This window comes from Pseudoxanthomonas japonensis (genome assembly GCF_010093445.1).
GTDB classification, from domain to species: Bacteria; Pseudomonadota; Gammaproteobacteria; order Xanthomonadales; family Xanthomonadaceae; genus Pseudoxanthomonas_A; species Pseudoxanthomonas_A japonensis.
The window spans coordinates 83,609-99,054 of record NZ_PDWW01000008.1 but is presented as its reverse complement, the minus strand read 5'-3'; the positions used below and the strand labels follow the sequence as shown (position 1 = coordinate 99,054).

General features: G+C 68.1%; 11 protein-coding genes. 7 read left to right on the top strand and 4 right to left on the bottom strand.

Features of this window, described 5'->3' with window-relative positions; genetic code table 11:
* The first annotated feature begins 154 nt into the window (after window positions 1–154).
* The 6 genes from CSC78_RS08110 to CSC78_RS08085 all read left to right on the top strand — a co-directional run bounded on the left by CSC78_RS08110 (window position 155) and on the right by CSC78_RS08085 (window position 9,059).
* The gene (locus CSC78_RS08110) at window positions 155–1,555 is read left to right on the top strand and encodes a replicative DNA helicase (RefSeq protein ID WP_162337404.1); all 1,401 of its coding nucleotides are present in this window, start codon (window positions 155–157) and stop codon (window positions 1,553–1,555) included.
* Window positions 1,556–1,597: 42 nt separating this feature from the next.
* Entirely contained in the window at window positions 1,598–2,794 is a 1,197-nt protein-coding gene (gene alr, locus CSC78_RS08105; protein ID WP_162337403.1) for an alanine racemase, read from the top strand.
* A 30-nt stretch (window positions 2,795–2,824) separates the two neighbouring features.
* Window positions 2,825–4,243, top strand: coding sequence for a cryptochrome/photolyase family protein (locus tag CSC78_RS08100; protein ID WP_162337402.1), 1,419 nt, complete (start codon window positions 2,825–2,827; stop codon window positions 4,241–4,243).
* Window positions 4,244–4,302: 59 nt separating this feature from the next.
* A complete protein-coding gene (locus tag CSC78_RS08095) occupies window positions 4,303–5,763 on the top strand; it encodes a WS/DGAT/MGAT family O-acyltransferase (protein ID WP_162337401.1) in 1,461 nt (486 codons plus the stop codon).
* A gap of 107 nt (window positions 5,764–5,870) precedes the next feature.
* On the top strand, window positions 5,871–6,545 hold the full coding sequence (locus tag CSC78_RS08090; protein ID WP_162337400.1) for an OmpA family protein: 675 nt from the start codon (window positions 5,871–5,873) through the stop codon (window positions 6,543–6,545).
* Between the two features lie 150 nt (window positions 6,546–6,695).
* Window positions 6,696–9,059, top strand: a complete 2,364-nt coding sequence (locus tag CSC78_RS08085; protein WP_162337399.1) for a Tex family protein — start codon at window positions 6,696–6,698, stop codon at window positions 9,057–9,059.
* Between the two features lie 45 nt (window positions 9,060–9,104).
* On the opposite strand, the gene CSC78_RS08080 is transcribed toward CSC78_RS08085, so the two are convergent.
* Window positions 9,105–10,847, bottom strand: a complete 1,743-nt coding sequence (locus tag CSC78_RS08080; RefSeq protein ID WP_162337398.1) for a hypothetical protein — start codon at window positions 10,845–10,847, stop codon at window positions 9,105–9,107.
* Between the two features lie 179 nt (window positions 10,848–11,026).
* Window positions 11,027–13,078, bottom strand: a complete 2,052-nt coding sequence (locus CSC78_RS08075; RefSeq protein ID WP_162337397.1) for an N-acetylmuramic acid 6-phosphate etherase family protein — start codon at window positions 13,076–13,078, stop codon at window positions 11,027–11,029.
* A gap of 131 nt (window positions 13,079–13,209) precedes the next feature.
* Between CSC78_RS08075 and CSC78_RS08070 the strand changes: the two genes are divergently transcribed.
* The gene (locus CSC78_RS08070) at window positions 13,210–14,523 is read left to right on the top strand and encodes an exo-beta-N-acetylmuramidase NamZ family protein (protein ID WP_162337396.1); all 1,314 of its coding nucleotides are present in this window, start codon (window positions 13,210–13,212) and stop codon (window positions 14,521–14,523) included.
* Between the two features lie 13 nt (window positions 14,524–14,536).
* Here CSC78_RS08070 and CSC78_RS08065 read toward each other — a convergent pair whose 3' ends face one another.
* Both CSC78_RS08065 and CSC78_RS08060 read right to left on the bottom strand, forming a co-directional pair.
* Window positions 14,537–14,923, bottom strand: coding sequence for a nuclear transport factor 2 family protein (locus CSC78_RS08065; RefSeq protein WP_162337395.1), 387 nt, complete (start codon window positions 14,921–14,923; stop codon window positions 14,537–14,539).
* On the bottom strand, window positions 14,881–15,351 hold the full coding sequence (locus CSC78_RS08060; protein ID WP_162337394.1) for a helix-turn-helix transcriptional regulator: 471 nt from the start codon (window positions 15,349–15,351) through the stop codon (window positions 14,881–14,883). Before CSC78_RS08060 ends, CSC78_RS08065 begins: the two co-directional genes overlap by 43 nt.
* Window positions 15,352–15,446 lie beyond the last annotated feature (95 nt).

The following is a 15,446-nucleotide window of genomic DNA, read 5'->3' as shown; positions in this document are numbered from 1 at the left end:
CGTCCTGTTTTCAGGGGCCGAACGGTGTCTCACGCGGTGAGATTCCCACCGGTTATCCACACACTTATCTGCAACACCCCTGGGCATGGACTGCCTACCATGTCCGGCCGTGCTGGCGTTCGCCACGCATGCGCCGCAGGAGTTTGCCCCGCACATGTCAGCACGCACGAGCTTCCGTTCCGATCCCCATGACGCGCGCATCGAACAGCTGCGCGTACCGCCGAGTTCCATCGAGGCGGAACAGGCGGTGCTGGGCGGACTGATGCTGGCGCCGGAGGCCTACGACCGCATCAACGACAAGCTGACGCCGAACGATTTCTACCGGCGCGACCACCAGCTGATCTACCGCGCCATCGGCGAGCTGGCCGAGCGCAATCGTCCGTTCGATGCGGTGACGCTGGGCGAGTGGTTCGAATCGCAGGGCCAGATGGAGCTGATCGCCGGCGGCGCCTACCTCGTCGAATTGGCCAGCACCACGCCGTCGGCCGCCAACATCACCGCCTATGCCGAGATCGTCCGCGACAAGGCGGTGATGCGCCAGCTGATCGAGGTGGGCACCGAGATCGTCAACGACGCGTTCCAGCCGGATGGCAAGGAAAGCGACGAGATGCTGGCCGTGGCCGAGCAGAAGGTGTTCGCCATCGCCGAGCAGGGCGCGCGCGGACGTACCGACTTCGTGGCGATGAACGACGCGCTGAAGGACGCCTTCGAGGTCCTGCGCGTGCGCTCGGAGAGCGGCGGCACGGTGACCGGCCTGCCGACGGGCTACACCGAGTTCGACCAGATGACCGCCGGCCTGCAGCCGACCGACCTGGTGATCCTGGCCGCGCGCCCGGCGATGGGCAAGACCACGTTCGCGCTGAACATCGCCGAGTACGCGGCGATCAAATCGAAGAAGGCCGTCGCGGTCTTCTCGATGGAAATGTCCGCCGGCCAGCTGGCGATGCGCCTGATCTCGTCGGTCGGTCGCATCAACGCCACCCGCCTGCGCACCGGCGCGCTGGAAGACGAGGACTGGAGCCGCGTGACCAGCGCCATCCGCATCCTCAAGGACCAGGCCAAGGTCTTCATCGACGATACGCCCGGCCTGTCGCCCGACGTGCTGCGCTCCAAGGCGCGCCGGTTGAAGCGCGAGCACGACCTGGGCCTGATCGTCATCGACTACCTGCAGCTGATGTCGGTGCCGGGCAACAGCGAGAACCGCGCCACCGAGATCTCGGAGATCTCGCGCTCGCTGAAGGGCCTGGCGAAGGAGCTCAACGTCCCCGTCATCGCGCTGTCGCAGCTCAACCGCTCGCTGGAAACGCGCACCGACAAGCGCCCGGTGATGGCCGACCTGCGCGAATCGGGCGCCATCGAGCAGGACGCCGACATGATCGTCTTCATCTACCGAGACGATTACTACAACAAGGAAACCTCGCCGGACAAAGGCCTGGCCGAGATCATCATCGGCAAGCAGCGTTCCGGCCCCACCGGCTCGTGCAAGCTGCGGTTCTTCGGCGAATACACCCGCTTCGACAACTTAAGTCACGACAACATCGGCGCGTTCGAGTAACGGCCCCTGCGGCCTCCGCCACGGCACCGCTACAATCGCGGCATGCCAGGTGCCAACCTTCCCGACATGACGGATCCGGCGGACTCGTTCCGCCCCGAAGCCAACGACCGGCCCACGCGCATCCGCGTGGATCTGGACGCGATCGGCCACAACTTCCGTGCCCTGCAGGCGCATGCCGGCGCGCCGGTGATGGGCATCGTCAAGGCGAATGCCTACGGGCACGGCCTGGTGCCGGTGGCCCTGTATTTGCAGGCGCAGGGCATCGGCCAGCTCGGCGTGGCACTGGTGGAGGAGGGGCTCGCACTGCGGCGCGCGGGAGTCACTGTGCCCGTCCTCGTCATGGGCGGTATCCACGCGCCGCAGGTCAGCCAGTTCCTGGCCTGCGATCTGGAGGTGACCGTGTCGTCGATCGCCAAGCTGCGGCAGGTCGAGCAGGCAGCCGAATCGCTTGGTCGCAAGGCGGTGATCCACCTGAAGGTCGATACCGGCATGGAGCGCATCGGCGTGCACAGCGAGAACGCGGGCGCCTTCATCGACGCCGCGGTGTCGTCGCGCTGGTGCGCCGTGAAGGGCATCTACTCGCACCTGGCGTGCTCGGACGATCCGGCATCGCCGATGACGCACGAGCAGTTGCAGCGCTTCCTGCACGCCTGTAGCTACTTCGACCGCATCGGCGCGCCGATGCCGGTCCGCCATCTGGCCAACTCGGGCGGTGTGCTGCATTTCCCTGAGGTCTGTCTGGATATGGTGCGTCCGGGCATCGCGCTGTACGGCGTGATGCCCGATCCCGCCTCGCGTCCGACGGTGGCGTTGAAGCCGGCGCTGTCGCTGGTGTCCAAGGTGGTCTACTTCAAGGTGGTGAAGGCGGGCCGCACCGTCAGCTACGGCGCCACCTGGACCGCGAGCGAAGACACCCGGGTGATCACGGTGCCCATCGGCTACGGCGACGGTTATCCCCGCTCGCTGTCGTCGCGCGGCGAGGTACTGGTGCGGGGCGAGCGCCACCCCATCGTCGGCCGGGTCTGCATGGACCAGTTCATGGTCGATCTCGGCCCGGCAGGTACGGCGTACAACGAGGACGAGGTCGTGCTGATCGGTCGCCAGGGCGACGACGCGATCACCTGCGAGGCGGTGGCTTCGACGGCCGGGACGATCCCCTACGAGATCCTGACCGGACTCAATGCACGCATCCCGCGCGAGTATGTCGGCGGTGCATCCATCCCGAGATCCGCCACGTAAGCGGTCCGGTCCCGCCAAGAGCTTTCCTGCATGCCCAACGCGCTCGTCTGGTTCCGCCACGATCTCCGGCTGGACGACAACCCTGCGTTGCGCGCCGCGCTCGATGGCGGCTTCACGCCCATCCCGGTGTACGTGTTCGCACCGGAAGAGGAGGGCGAGTGGCCGCCGGGTGGGGCATCGAGGGCTTGGCTGCACAAGTCGCTGGCGACGCTCGATGCCAGACTGCAGGCGCGCGGATCGCGCCTGCTGCTGCGCCGGGGGGGAAGCGCCGCTGCACTGGATGCGTTGATCGAGCAGACCGGCGCTGAGGCGGTGTTCTGGAACCGCAAGTACGAGCCCGCCACCCAGCCGCGCGATGCCGCGCTGAAGAAAGCCCTGCGCGAACGCGGACTGCAGGTCGAGAGCTTCAACGGCAGCCTGCTGTTCGAGCCTTGGGATCTCGCCACCCAGCAGGGCAATCCTTACAAGGTGTTCACGCCGTTCTGGCGCTCCGCCCTGGCGCAATGGCGCGCACCGTCGCCGTGGGAGGCGCCCGACCGGTTGCCGTCCATCGATGCCGCGCTGCAGAGCGATCGGTTGGACGACTGGCGCTTGTTGCCAGACCTCGGGTGGGATGCCGGCTTCTGGGATGCCTGGACGCCGGGCGAAGCCGGCGCGCGCGAGGCGCTGGAGGTCTTCGTCGATGGCGCACTCAATGGGTACCGCACCGACCGCGACCGTCCTGATCGCGTCGGTACCTCCCGGGTCTCGCCCCACCTGCATTTCGGCGAGATCGCGCCCTGGCGTATCGCCGCGGAACTCGAGCGCGCCCGCACCGCCGCCAACAGCGCCGACATGGACGGCTATATCCGCGAGCTGGGCTGGCGCGAGTTCGCCTACCACCTGCTACACCATTTCCCGCAGACCACCACGCAGAACCTCAATCCACGCTTCGAGCACTTCGACTGGGCGAAGGTCGACCCGGTGGCGCTGGAGGCCTGGCAGCGCGGGCGCACCGGCGTGCCGATCATCGATGCCGGCCTGCGCGAACTGTGGACCACCGGCTACATGCACAACCGTGTGCGCATGATCGTCGCCAGCTACCTGACCAAGCACCTGCGCTACCACTGGCTGCACGGGGCGCGCTGGTTCTGGGACACGCTGGTGGATGCCGACCTGGCCAACAACACGCTGGGCTGGCAGTGGGTCGCCGGCACGGGTGCCGACGCCGCGCCGTACTTCCGTGTGTTCAATCCGGTGACGCAGGCGGAGAAGTTCGACCCCAAAGGCACGTACATCGCCCGCTGGGTGCCGGAGCTGGCCGACATCCCGGTGCCGCTGCGCTTCGCGCCATGGCAGAAGCCCGACGTGCTGGCGAAGGTCGCGCCCGAGTATCCACGCCATCCCATCGCTGACCTGGCCGCCGGACGCGACGGCGCGCTGGCCGCATATCGCAAGACCGGCGACTGAGCCGCGTTGACGCCTTTCCGCGCCGCGTGCTTCACTCGGCGTGGGAGAGGAGGGCAAGCATGGCCACGAAGAAAGCGTCGGCGAAACCGCGTCGCGAGCCGATGTCGCGGGTGGATACCGCCTGGTTGCGGATGTGCCGTCCGACCAACCCGATGATGATCACCGGCGTGCTGATGTTCGACGAGCCGATGACGCTCGACACGCTCAAGCAGGTGATCAGGAAGCGCTTCCTCGCCTATCCGCGCTTCCTGCAGAAGGCGGTCGACACGCCCGCGGGCGCCTCGTGGGTCACCGATCCGGACTTCGACCTCGACTGGCACGTGCGCCTGTCCGCGCTGCCGGGCCGGCACGACCCGAAATCCGAGAAGAAGGCGCTGGAACGCTTCACCAGCCAGATGGCGTCCACGCCGCTCGACAAGACCAAGCCGCTCTGGCAGTTCCACCTGATCGAATGCTATGGCACCGGCTCGGCGCTGGTCGCGCGCATCCACCACAGCTACGCGGACGGCATCGCGCTGGTGCAGGTGCTGCTGTCGCTGACCGACACCAGCCGGAAACCGGACGCGGGCAAGGACCTGCGCTCGGCCTGGCTGAAGAAGGATGGCGCGGAGGTCGTCCGCCGCGTCGGCGCCATCGACCGCTATGTGCAGATCGGCGGCAAGGTCCTCGGCAAGGGCATGGAGATGATGCAGGACCCCACGCTGGCGACGATGCTGGCGAAGGAGGGTGGCGAGATCGGCCGCGAACTGCTGCATGCGCTGTCGCTGTCGGACGACCCGCCGACGCTGCTGCGCGGCAAGCTGGGTGTCAGCAAGCGCGTCGCCTGGGCCGAGCCGCTGGATCTGGAAGAGGTGAAGGCGGTGGGGCGCGCCTGCGACTGCACGGTCAACGACGTGCTGATGGCCGCCGCGGCGGGCGCGCTGCGCAGCTACATGCTGGAACGTGGCGAACAACTCGATGGCGTGACGCTGCGCGCCACGGTGCCGGTCAACCTGCGTCCGCTCGAACACGCCCGCAAGCTCGGCAACCATTTCGGGCTCGTGTTCCTCGACCTGCCGGTCGGCGAGGACAATCCGGTCCGCCGTCTCGAGCGTGTCGCAGAGTGCATGCGCGACCTGAAGAATTCACGCCAAGCCGTTGTTGCGTTTGGACTTCTTGCCGCGCTTGGCATGGCGCCGTCCGCGATCCAGGGCGTCGCGCTTGAGCTGTTCTCGCGCAAGGCGACCGCCGTGGCGACCAACGTCCCCGGTCCCCAGCAACCGCTCTACATGGGCGGCTCGCGCCTCCGGGACATGATGTTCTGGGTGCCGCAGACGGGGTCGATCGGCATCGGCGTGTCCATCCTCAGCTACAACGGCCGCGTGCACTTCGGCCTGATCGCCGACGCGAAGCTGATCCCCGATCCGGATGCGGTGATCCGCCGTTTCGGCCCCGAGTTCGAGAAGCTGCTGTACCTGTCGCTGATGGGCAGCTGGGAACAGACCCTGGATGCGCCGGCGGCCAGTGCACTGCTGTCCTGATCCCCGCCGCCACCTGAATGAACAGGGCTCAAATCGCGTGTTGTGAACATTTCGCTGGTTAGGCTTGCCCCCGTTCCGCTCCACCGCAAGCCACCCAGGAGAAACCCATGAATGCGATGCTGAAGACCGGCGCCCTTGCGGCGCTCACCGTGACGATGCTGGGCGGCTGCGCCAGCTACACCGGCCAGACCAACGATCCCAACGACCCCAACCGTACCCAGCGTGGCGCGCTGATCGGCGCCGGCATCGGCGCGGTCGCCGGCCTGCTGAGTGGCGGCGACGCCACCGAGCGCCGCCAGCGTGCGCTGGTGGGTGCCGGCGTGGGCGGCCTCACCGGCGGCGCCATCGGTGCCTACCAGGACCGCCAGGAAGCCGAACTGCGCCGTCAGACCGCCGGCACCGGCATCGATGTCAGCCGTGACGGCGACGTCATCAAGCTCAACCTGCCCGACGGCGTGACCTTCGACTTCGGCAAGGCCGACCTGAAGTCGCAGTTCTATCCCGCCCTCAACAACGTCGCCGCCACGCTGCGCGAGTACAACCAGACCATCGTGGAAGTCAGCGGCCACACCGACAGCGTCGGCTCCGATGCCGTCAACCAGCGCCTGTCCGAGCAGCGCGCCGCGTCGGTCGGCAACTACCTGATCGGCCAGGGCCTGCAGCGCGAGCGCTTCGAGATCGTCGGCATGGGCAAGCGCTATCCGATCGCCAGCAACGACACCGAGTCGGGCCGTGCGATGAACCGTCGCGTGGAAGTCCGCGTGCTGCCGGTGCGTTCGTAAGCCTTCGCCACAGGTAGCAGGAGCGGGCCGCGAAAGCGGCCCGTTTTCTTTTGCGAGGCCGATGCGCGCTGTCAACCCGTTTCCAGCGCCGCCATCCGTTGCCACAATCGGCATCCCTCCCGGTCCATCGGGATTTCCAGTACGGACGCAATGCAAGACCGCAATCCCCAGATCGCCCAGCACATCGCCGCCACCATCGCCGCTGAGATCGGCGCGCAGACCGCCCAGGCCAAGGCCGCCATCGCCTTGCTCGACGAAGGCGCCACCGTGCCCTTCATCGCGCGTTACCGAAAGGAAGTCACCGGCGGGCTGGACGACACCCAGCTGCGCAACCTCGAAACGCGCCTGACCTACCTGCGCGAACTGGAAGACCGCCGTATCGCCGTGCTCGCCAGCATCGAGGAGCAGGGCAAGCTCACCGACGAACTCCGTGCCGACATCGAAGCCGCCGACAGCAAGGCGCGCCTGGAAGACCTGTACCTGCCGTACAAGCAGAAGCGCCGCACGCGCGCGCAGATCGCCCGCGAAGCCGGCCTGGAGCCGCTCGCCGACGGCCTGCTCGCCGATCCGACCCAGGTGCCGGAAGCCGCCGCCGCCGCTTACGTCGATGCCGAAAAGGGCGTCGCCGACGCCAAGGCTGCACTCGACGGCGCCCGCGCCATCCTGATGGAGCGCTGGGGCGAGAACGCCGCGCTGGTGGGCGAACTGCGCGAGTGGATGACCGGCGTCGGCGTGATCCGCGCCAGGGTGGCCGAAGGCAAGGAGAACGAAGGCGCGAAGTACCGCGACTACTTCGACCACGCCGAACCGCTGGCGAAGATCCCCTCGCACCGCCTGCTGGCACTGTTCCGCGCGCGTCGCGAAGAGATCCTGCTGCTCGACCTCGATCCCGGCATGGAGGCGGAGACCGGCCATCTGCAGGCCGAAGGTCGCGTGGCCGTGCACGCCGGCGTGTCGGCGCAGGGCCGCGCCGCCGACAAATGGCTGCTGGATGCCTGCCGCCTGACCTGGAAGGCGAAGCTGCACATGCACCTGCTGCTGGACCTGTTCAACCAGGCGCGCGAGAAGGCCGAAGCCGAGGCCATCACCGTGTTCGGCGACAACCTCAAGGATCTGCTGCTGGCCGCGCCCGCCGGGCCGAAGGCCGTGCTCGGCCTCGATCCCGGCCTGCGCACCGGCGTGAAGGTCGCCGTCGTCGACCGCACCGGCAAGCTGGTCGACACCGCGACCATCTATCCGCACGAACCGAAACGCCAATGGGACCAGTCGCTGCACGTGTTGCGCGCGCTCTGCATCAAGCACCAGGTCGACCTGATCGCCATCGGCAACGGCACCGCCAGTCGCGAGACCGACAAGCTGGCCGGCGACCTCATCAAGCAGGCGTCCGAGCTGAAGATGGACAAGATCGTCGTCAGTGAAGCGGGCGCGTCGGTGTACTCGGCGTCCGAGTTCGCGGCGAAGGAATTCCCCGACCTCGACGTCAGCCTCCGTGGCGCGGTGTCGATCGCGCGCCGCCTGCAGGATCCGCTGGCGGAGCTGGTGAAGATCGAGCCCAAGGCGATTGGCGTCGGCCAGTATCAGCACGACGTCGACCAGTTCCGCCTGGCGCGTGCGCTGGATGCGCGCGTCGAGGACTGCGTCAACGCGGTCGGCGTGGACGTCAACACCGCCTCGGCCGCACTGCTGACGCGGGTGTCCGGCCTATCGTCGACGGTGGCCGAGAACATCGTGCGCTTCCGCGACGAGCACGGGGCGTTCCGCACGCGCAAAGCGCTGCTGGGCGTGCCACGTCTGGGCGAGAAGACCTTCGAGCAATGCGCCGGCTTCCTGCGCATCGCCGACGGCGACGAGCCGCTGGATGCTTCCTCGGTGCATCCGGAAGCCTATCCGGTGGTCGAGCGCATCCTGGCCGGCAGCGGCCGGCAGGTGAAGCAGATCGTCGGCGACATCGTCTTCCTGCGTGGGGTGAAGCCCGAGCAGTACACCGACGACAGGTTCGGCGTGCCCACCATCCGCGACATCCTCAAGGAACTGGAGAAGCCCGGCCGCGACCCGCGCCCCGAGTTCAAGGCGGCGCGTTTCGCCGAGGGTGTGGAAGACATCAAGGACCTGCGTGAAGGCATGATCCTGGAAGGCGTGGTCAGCAACGTCGCCGCGTTCGGCGCCTTCGTCGACATCGGCGTGCACCAGGACGGCCTGATCCACATCTCCGCGCTGGCCGACCGCTACGTGAAGGATCCGCGCGAGGTGGTGAAGGCGGGCGACATCGTCAAGGTGAAGGTGCTGGAGGTCGACGTGGCCCGCAAGCGCATCGCGCTGACGCGCCGCCTGGACGACGCGCCCGCGCCGCAGGCGCCACGCGAGGCGCGCGGCAACGATCCGCGTCCGCCGCGCGGGCAGGACCGCGGCAATCCGCGCGACCCGCGGCGTGGTCCGGCACCCGCGAAGACGACCGCTGCACCGGCGGACAACGCGCTGGCCGCGGCGTTCGCCCGCGCCCGCGACAAGTCCTGACAAGACCGCGGGACACCGGCATCTGCCGATGTCCCGCGACCCGGCTCAGCGCTTCTTGCGCGGCTTCTGCGCCGCCGTGAACTTCGACACCGAGGCCAGCAGCTCGGCGGACGCGACCATCGATTCCAGTGCGCGCTGCACGCCCGTGCCGGCACCTTCGCGCAGTACTTTCTCGATCTGCTCGCCTTCCAGCTTGCGCACCGTCTTCTCGTCGGGCTCCGGGAAGGCTTCGCGCAGTGCCACCAGTGCGCTGCCGATGGCGATGTCGAACAGTTGCGTGCCGTCCAGCCATTCCACGCCATCGAACTTCTCGCGCAGCGGGTCCGGCTCGGGCCACCACGGATCGATCTCGGGAATCAATGGCGGCAGGCGTTCGTACAGCAGATCGAGCGCCAGGCGAACGCCCTGGCAACGCCCGGCGAAGCGGCCGAGCACGTCGCGCGCATGCTGGCCGATCAGGCGGATCGCGCCCAGGTCGAGCTTGGCCAGCGGAATGTCGGTCGCGGTCAGCACCGCTTCCATCACGCGCTCGTCCCACAGCAGTGTCCAGTACAGACGCGAATTCATGCAGCGGATGCGCTCCGGCCGCGACAGCCAGACCGCGAGGTTGCGGTAGTACGACTTGATCTCCTCGAAGTGCGCCTGTCCGCTGGCCGACGACAGGAAACCGTTGCGCCACACGTGCCCGGGCGTCAGGCCGCTGTCATTGAACAGGCCGATCAGGTTGACGTTGACGAAGTGGTGCCATGTCGCATCGGTGACCACGCGGCCGATGCCGGCGCGGTGGCCGTCGTAGGCGCAGATGCCGCCGAAGGTCTGCGACTGCGTCGGGTCCTTGCCGGAGCGCGTGCCGCCGAGCACGCTGTTGGTGGAAATCAGCTCCGGCAGCGGGCGCGGGCCGCCGTCGATGGCGGCCGGATACTCCGCGCCCAAGGCGCCACCGAAGTTGAGATTCGCGCCGGTCGCGGAGGGCTCGACGCATTCGCCTTCGTGCGGATGGTCCGGCATCACCCGGATCACGCCGCGCGGTCCGCACAGCAGCGGGTGCGGATAGGTGTAGCGGAACAGGCCGTTGCGCCGCGCGTACATGCGCGGCTGGATGGTCTGCGGCACGTCGTCGGACTGGTCCGAGAACGAGGACGTGCCGGGCGGCCGATTGGTGTCGTTGCGGCGCGCTCCGCCCATGCTGACCTCATCCAGACCGCCGACGCCGGGCGTGGACTGCCACAGGCGCATGCCGCGTGCGCGCGGGATCGCATGGCACAGCGCACGTCCCAACGAACCGTGATCGCCCGTGGCGAAGACACCGCCACCGGCATTCATGAACTGCGTCACGGCACGCAGTTCGTTGTCGGACAGGCGATCGGACGGATACCCGGCGCCGCGACTGCCAAAACTGCTGTCGATGCCGAACAGGAACACGGCGTCGTACATGCCCGTGCCGAAATGCGCGGCATTGTCGAACTTGAATGACGGAATGCGCTGGGCGACGCGGGTTTCGGCCGACATCAGCTGGCTGCCGGCCACGTTGTTGATATGCGCCAGCGTGATCTCGAAGCGCGCGTGGCGCCCCGGCATGGCGAGCAGCGAGCGTACGAAGGTGGACAGGCCGAAGTCGCCTTCGGAGAAATCAAGGCCGCCGTCGGCGACCAGCAACAGCTTGACCGTACAGGGACGCAGGAACGGCCAGTAGATCTCGGGGTTGAGGCGCCAGTCGTCGCGGAAGCGTTCGCGCAGCTCCAGGTGGCGCAGGTTTTCTATCGTCAGGGGTGTATCGATGATGGGCATGATGCTGTCCTTGGCGGTGTGGCTGGGGATCCCTCCTGCATGAAGGACAACGCCCGGATATCCACACGACGGACATGCAGCACGGCGCGATGCGCCCTGTTCACGAAAAATCAGGCTTTTCCTACAGTGATGCGCCGTGCGAGGCCGATGCAATCGTCGGCCTCACCGGTCAGCGCCGTTCAGCGTGCGGCGTACGGCGCCAGGTAGCGGTTCAGTCCACCGGCACGCAACGTCGTGGCCGCGGCGGTCCAGTCGACCGGCGTACCGGTCTTCAGCGCGTCCAGCACGGCGACCACCGACAGCTCCACTTCAGGCAGGCCGGACGCGCCGGCGGCGTTGCGCCGCTGTTCGATGGCCTCGAACAGCACCGCATTGGCTTCCGCGTAGGACAACGGCGCGGTCGTGCCGTGCGCATCGCGCCATGCCGGTGTTTCCAGCACACCGTTGACGTGCGAGAGGATCAACCACGTCGCGCGCCCGATCAACTTCAGATTGCCCGGCTGCACGCTGGTCATGGTGTTGCCGACCACGCGCCCCTGCTTGGCCATCACGCCGGTGGAATGCGCGTTGAGCAGCATCTTCAGCACGATGGTCTGGTTGAGCTCGAACGCATCGCGCTGCGGCACGGTCACCGCGATCACCGGCACCGGACGGGGCAGGGCGGCGACATCGCGCAGCACGTCCGAATCCAGCGGACGCGCGGACACGGAGAACAGTACCAGTTCCGCGCCAGCCGCAGTGGCGGCGTCCAGCCACTGCTGGTTGGCCTGCTGGTGCGCTTCATCGCCGAGCAGGATCAGTGCGCCCGAGTCGCCCGCGGCCGGTGCATTGCGCTGCATGTTCGCCGCCGAGTACGAGAGGTCGTACAGCGCCTGCTGCTCATCGCCAGCGTTGGACAGGCCGCGAAGCGCGGCTTCGCGCAGGTAGGGGTCGGGAATGCCGGTCTCGAACGGTGGCAGGTACAGCGCCTTGTCCAAGCCATGGAAGGGACGGTGCAGCAGCGCCTGCCAGGCCTGGGCGCCGTCGGTGGCTGGGGTCCACACCTGGATCCAGGAACGCCGTTCGCTTGCGTTGACCGGATCGAGCGGGCCGAGCCGGAACGTCGGTGCGCGCTCGGTGACGTCCACGAACACCGGCATCAGCGCACGCGTGGCGAGGTAGGTGGCGCGGCGGCCGTTCGCGTAGCTGGCGGCCTCGCGGTCGGTCCATGCGGCGAGCTTCGGCGCCGCCACCGCTGCGGTCTGCTGCAGCGTGGTAAAGCCGCGCAGGCGGTCGGCGATACTGGCATCGTTGAAGCCCAGCGCCGCCAGTTCGTCGGTGGTCAGCAATTCACGCAGCAGTGCGCGGGTGGCGTCTTCCAGCACCACGCCCAGCACGTACAGGCTGGTCGTCGTGGCCTGCATGCGGGTGGAGCCGGTGATCGCCTGCGGTCCGGTCGGCAGCGGGATCTTGGTGATGCGCGCGTCGTCCAGCACGCGGCGGCTGCGTTCGAACGGGCGCAGCACCTCGTCGGGATTGTTGTAGACGAACCACGTGCGCCGCGCGTCCGCGCCGGCCTGGTCGGCGGCCGCGAGTGCGGTGCCGATCACCGCGGAGGTTTCGCCGCCTTCGGTGACGGCGAACACCAGGTCCTGCGGCTGGATACCGTTGTCCTGAAGCTGCAGGCGACCGATCTCGGGAATGTCCTCGAAGCCTTCCAGCGAGGCGATCAGCGCACGGTCGCCGCCGGTGATCTCGCCACGCACGCGCTCGCCCAGACCGGGGTAGCGCGCATCGATCTTCGCCATCACCGGCGAGGTCGCCGTGCGCTGCCAGAATGGACGCCACAGGCCGCTTTCGATGGTCTCGGCCAGGCGACCGGTGGAGCCGGTGCCGTAGAAGTACAGGCGATGGCCTTCGCGCAGCGCACGGGTGATCTCGCGCGATGCGGCCTCCAGCGCAGCCAGCCGCGCGGGATCGTCGGCGACGCCCTGCAGTGCTTTCGCAATGTCCTCGTCCACCGCCAGCAGGGAGGACAGGCCATCGGCGGTGTCGGCGGCGATGCGGGCGCTCAGGTCGAAACTGCGCGGATGGCGCTGCTCGGTCAGCAGGCTGTGCAGCTGGAACTGCTGCTTGTTCGCCACGAAGTCCTGCGACTGCGCCGAGGGCGATACGCCCAGCCGGTTCGATGCGGGCTGGGCCGCTGCGGGGGCCAGTACGCCGGCCATGACAAGGAAAGACACGCTGCGCATGATGCGTTTCGCCGTACGGGACATCGGATTCCCCACCTGACAACGGAAGAATGCGGCGCGACCGGCATGTCGCACGGTCGCGGACGCAGGCTGCTATCGTCGTGACAACGATAGCAAACGGTGACGGCACTATGCCCCGGTTCCTGCGTCCGCTGCACGCTGCACTGCGCCCCACGGTCCATGCGACGGCACTCGCGCTGCTTTGCGCCAGCCTCGCGGTGCCCCTGCCGTCTGCGGCGATGGCCGCCACGGATGGCGCCTGCTGCGCGGTCGATGCGCCGCGCCTCGGCATCGACGTGCTGCTGGAGGATCGCCTGGACCTGCTGCGTGGCAAGCGCGTGGGGCTGGTGACCAACGCCACCGGCGTGGACGGGGAGTTGCGCAGCAGCGTGGACCGCTTCGCTGCACAGCAGGCGTTCGAGCTGGTGGCGCTGTTCGGCCCCGAACATGGGGTCCGCGGCGACGTACAGGCCGGCGACAAGGTCGCGTCCACGCGCGATGCCGTCACCGGCCTTCCGGTGCACAGCCTGTACGGGGAACATCGCGAGCCCACGCCCGCGATGCTCGACGGCATCGACGTGCTGGTGTTCGACATGCAGGATGTCGGCACGCGCTTCTACACGTATCCCTACACGCTGGCGGGCGTGATGCGCGCAGCGAAGCGCGCCGGCATTCCCGTCGTCGTCACCGACCGTCCCGATCCGGTGGGCGGCGACCTGGTCGAAGGCCCGGTGCTGGAGCCCGCGCTGGCCTCGTTCGTCGGCATGTTCCCCATCCCGCTGCGCCACGGCATGACGCTGGGCGAACTGTCCATGCTGTTCAACAGCGAATTCGGTATCGGCGCCGACCTGCACGTGGTGACGATGCAGGGCTGGCGGCGGGGCGACGAGCCGCTGCGTGGCCCACTGCCGTGGGTGCCGCCGTCGCCCAACATGCCCACGCCCGACACCGCGCTGGTCTATCCGGGTACCGGTCTGCTCGAAGGCACCAACGTGTCCGAAGGACGTGGCACGACGCGGCCGTTCGAGACGCTGGGCGCCCCCTGGGTCGACGCGCCTGCGCTCGCGGAGCGACTCAACGCCATGCAGCTGCCTGGCGTGCGTTTCCGTCCCACCTGGTTCACGCCCACGTTCTCCAAGCATGCCGGCTCGGCCTGCGCAGGCGTGCAACTGCATGTCACCGACCGCGCCGCCTTCCGTCCTGTGCGCACCGGTATCGCCGTGCTGAAGGCGCTGCACGATCAGCATCCGAAGGATTTCGCGTTCCTGCCCGGCGATCCGCCGTTCTTCGACCGGTTGGCTGGGGTTCCCTGGCTGCGCGGTGCCATCCTGCGCGGCGACAGCATCGAGGCTATCGAGGCGCGCTGGCAGCCGGGGTTGGCGGCGTTCCAGGCCGTCCGACAGCGTCACCTGCTGTACGAGGCGCGGTCCGCCCGTGTGGACTGACCCACACGCATTCCTACGACGACGGAACGTCCACGAATACGGTGAGTGTGCGGATGCGGTCGGCTTCGATCTGCGCAATGTCCATGCCGGTGACGGCCACCGGGCCGCCCGCGGGGCCGGCACGCCACGCCAGCCGACCGACACCGTGATGACCGCTGGCCGGCCCCGCTGCGGTGAACACGAAGGTGGGCGGCAGGCTGGCGAGCAGGGCGGTGACGGCATCGCAGATGGCGTCATGTCCGCGCACGCTGGCGTGTGGTTCGTTCAGGACGGCATCGTCGGCATACAGGCCGCGGATGGCCTGCAGCCGCAGTGATGCATCGCGCTCGCCGAACACGCGGGTGAGGTTGGCCTGCATCAGGCGTTCGTAATCGATGGCGGCGTCGGGGGAGGCGGGCATGCGTGCTCCTGGTTGGTGGGAGGGACGGCGGGAACGGACGAAGCCGCGTCGCCGTCCGGCGCGCTGCGGACCATGTACTGGTGCGGCGTAAGGCCGGTGGCGGCGCGGAATGCACGGGTGAAATGGCTCTGGTCGAAGTAGCCCAGGCCGCCGGCGACCACGGTCGGCGCGTGACCGGCGTGGAGCAGGCGCCTGGCCTCCACGATGCGCCGCCAACGGACGTACTGCATCGGACTCAGACCCACGTTCCGGCGGAACATCCGCGCGAAATGGAACTTGCTCACATGCGCTTCCGCTGCGATCCGGGCCAGCGAGAGCGGCTCGCGGAAATGGGCTTCGACGTACGCGATGGCGCGGGCGACGGAACGCTCCCTTGATCCCTGTTGCGCTGGAGCGATGTCGTTCTCGTCATGCCCACATCCGTACATTCGCCGCCTTGTTTAGGGAAAGCACAACCTTGTCACTCCCGCGCGCGTCGCGGTAGCACCATTCCACGACGAGCTGTGTTGCGGTTTCTGGAACG

Excerpts from the sequence above, each read along its gene's own strand:
- CSC78_RS08110 (WP_162337404.1), top strand. The coding sequence starts at position 155 with ATGTCAGCACGCACGAGCTTCCGTTCCGATCCCCATGACGCGCGCATC.
- alr (WP_162337403.1), top strand. The coding sequence starts at position 1,598 with ATGCCAGGTGCCAACCTTCCCGACATGACGGATCCGGCGGACTCGTTC.
- CSC78_RS08100 (WP_162337402.1), top strand. The coding sequence starts at position 2,825 with ATGCCCAACGCGCTCGTCTGGTTCCGCCACGATCTCCGGCTGGACGAC.
- CSC78_RS08095 (WP_162337401.1), top strand. The coding sequence starts at position 4,303 with ATGGCCACGAAGAAAGCGTCGGCGAAACCGCGTCGCGAGCCGATGTCG.
- CSC78_RS08090 (WP_162337400.1), top strand. The coding sequence starts at position 5,871 with ATGAATGCGATGCTGAAGACCGGCGCCCTTGCGGCGCTCACCGTGACG.
- CSC78_RS08085 (WP_162337399.1), top strand. The coding sequence starts at position 6,696 with ATGCAAGACCGCAATCCCCAGATCGCCCAGCACATCGCCGCCACCATC.
- CSC78_RS08080 (WP_162337398.1), bottom strand. The coding sequence starts at position 10,847 with ATGCCCATCATCGATACACCCCTGACGATAGAAAACCTGCGCCACCTG.
- CSC78_RS08075 (WP_162337397.1), bottom strand. The coding sequence starts at position 13,078 with ATGCGCAGCGTGTCTTTCCTTGTCATGGCCGGCGTACTGGCCCCCGCA.
- CSC78_RS08070 (WP_162337396.1), top strand. The coding sequence starts at position 13,210 with ATGCCCCGGTTCCTGCGTCCGCTGCACGCTGCACTGCGCCCCACGGTC.
- CSC78_RS08065 (WP_162337395.1), bottom strand. The coding sequence starts at position 14,923 with ATGCCCGCCTCCCCCGACGCCGCCATCGATTACGAACGCCTGATGCAG.
- CSC78_RS08060 (WP_162337394.1), bottom strand. The coding sequence starts at position 15,351 with ATGTACGGATGTGGGCATGACGAGAACGACATCGCTCCAGCGCAACAG.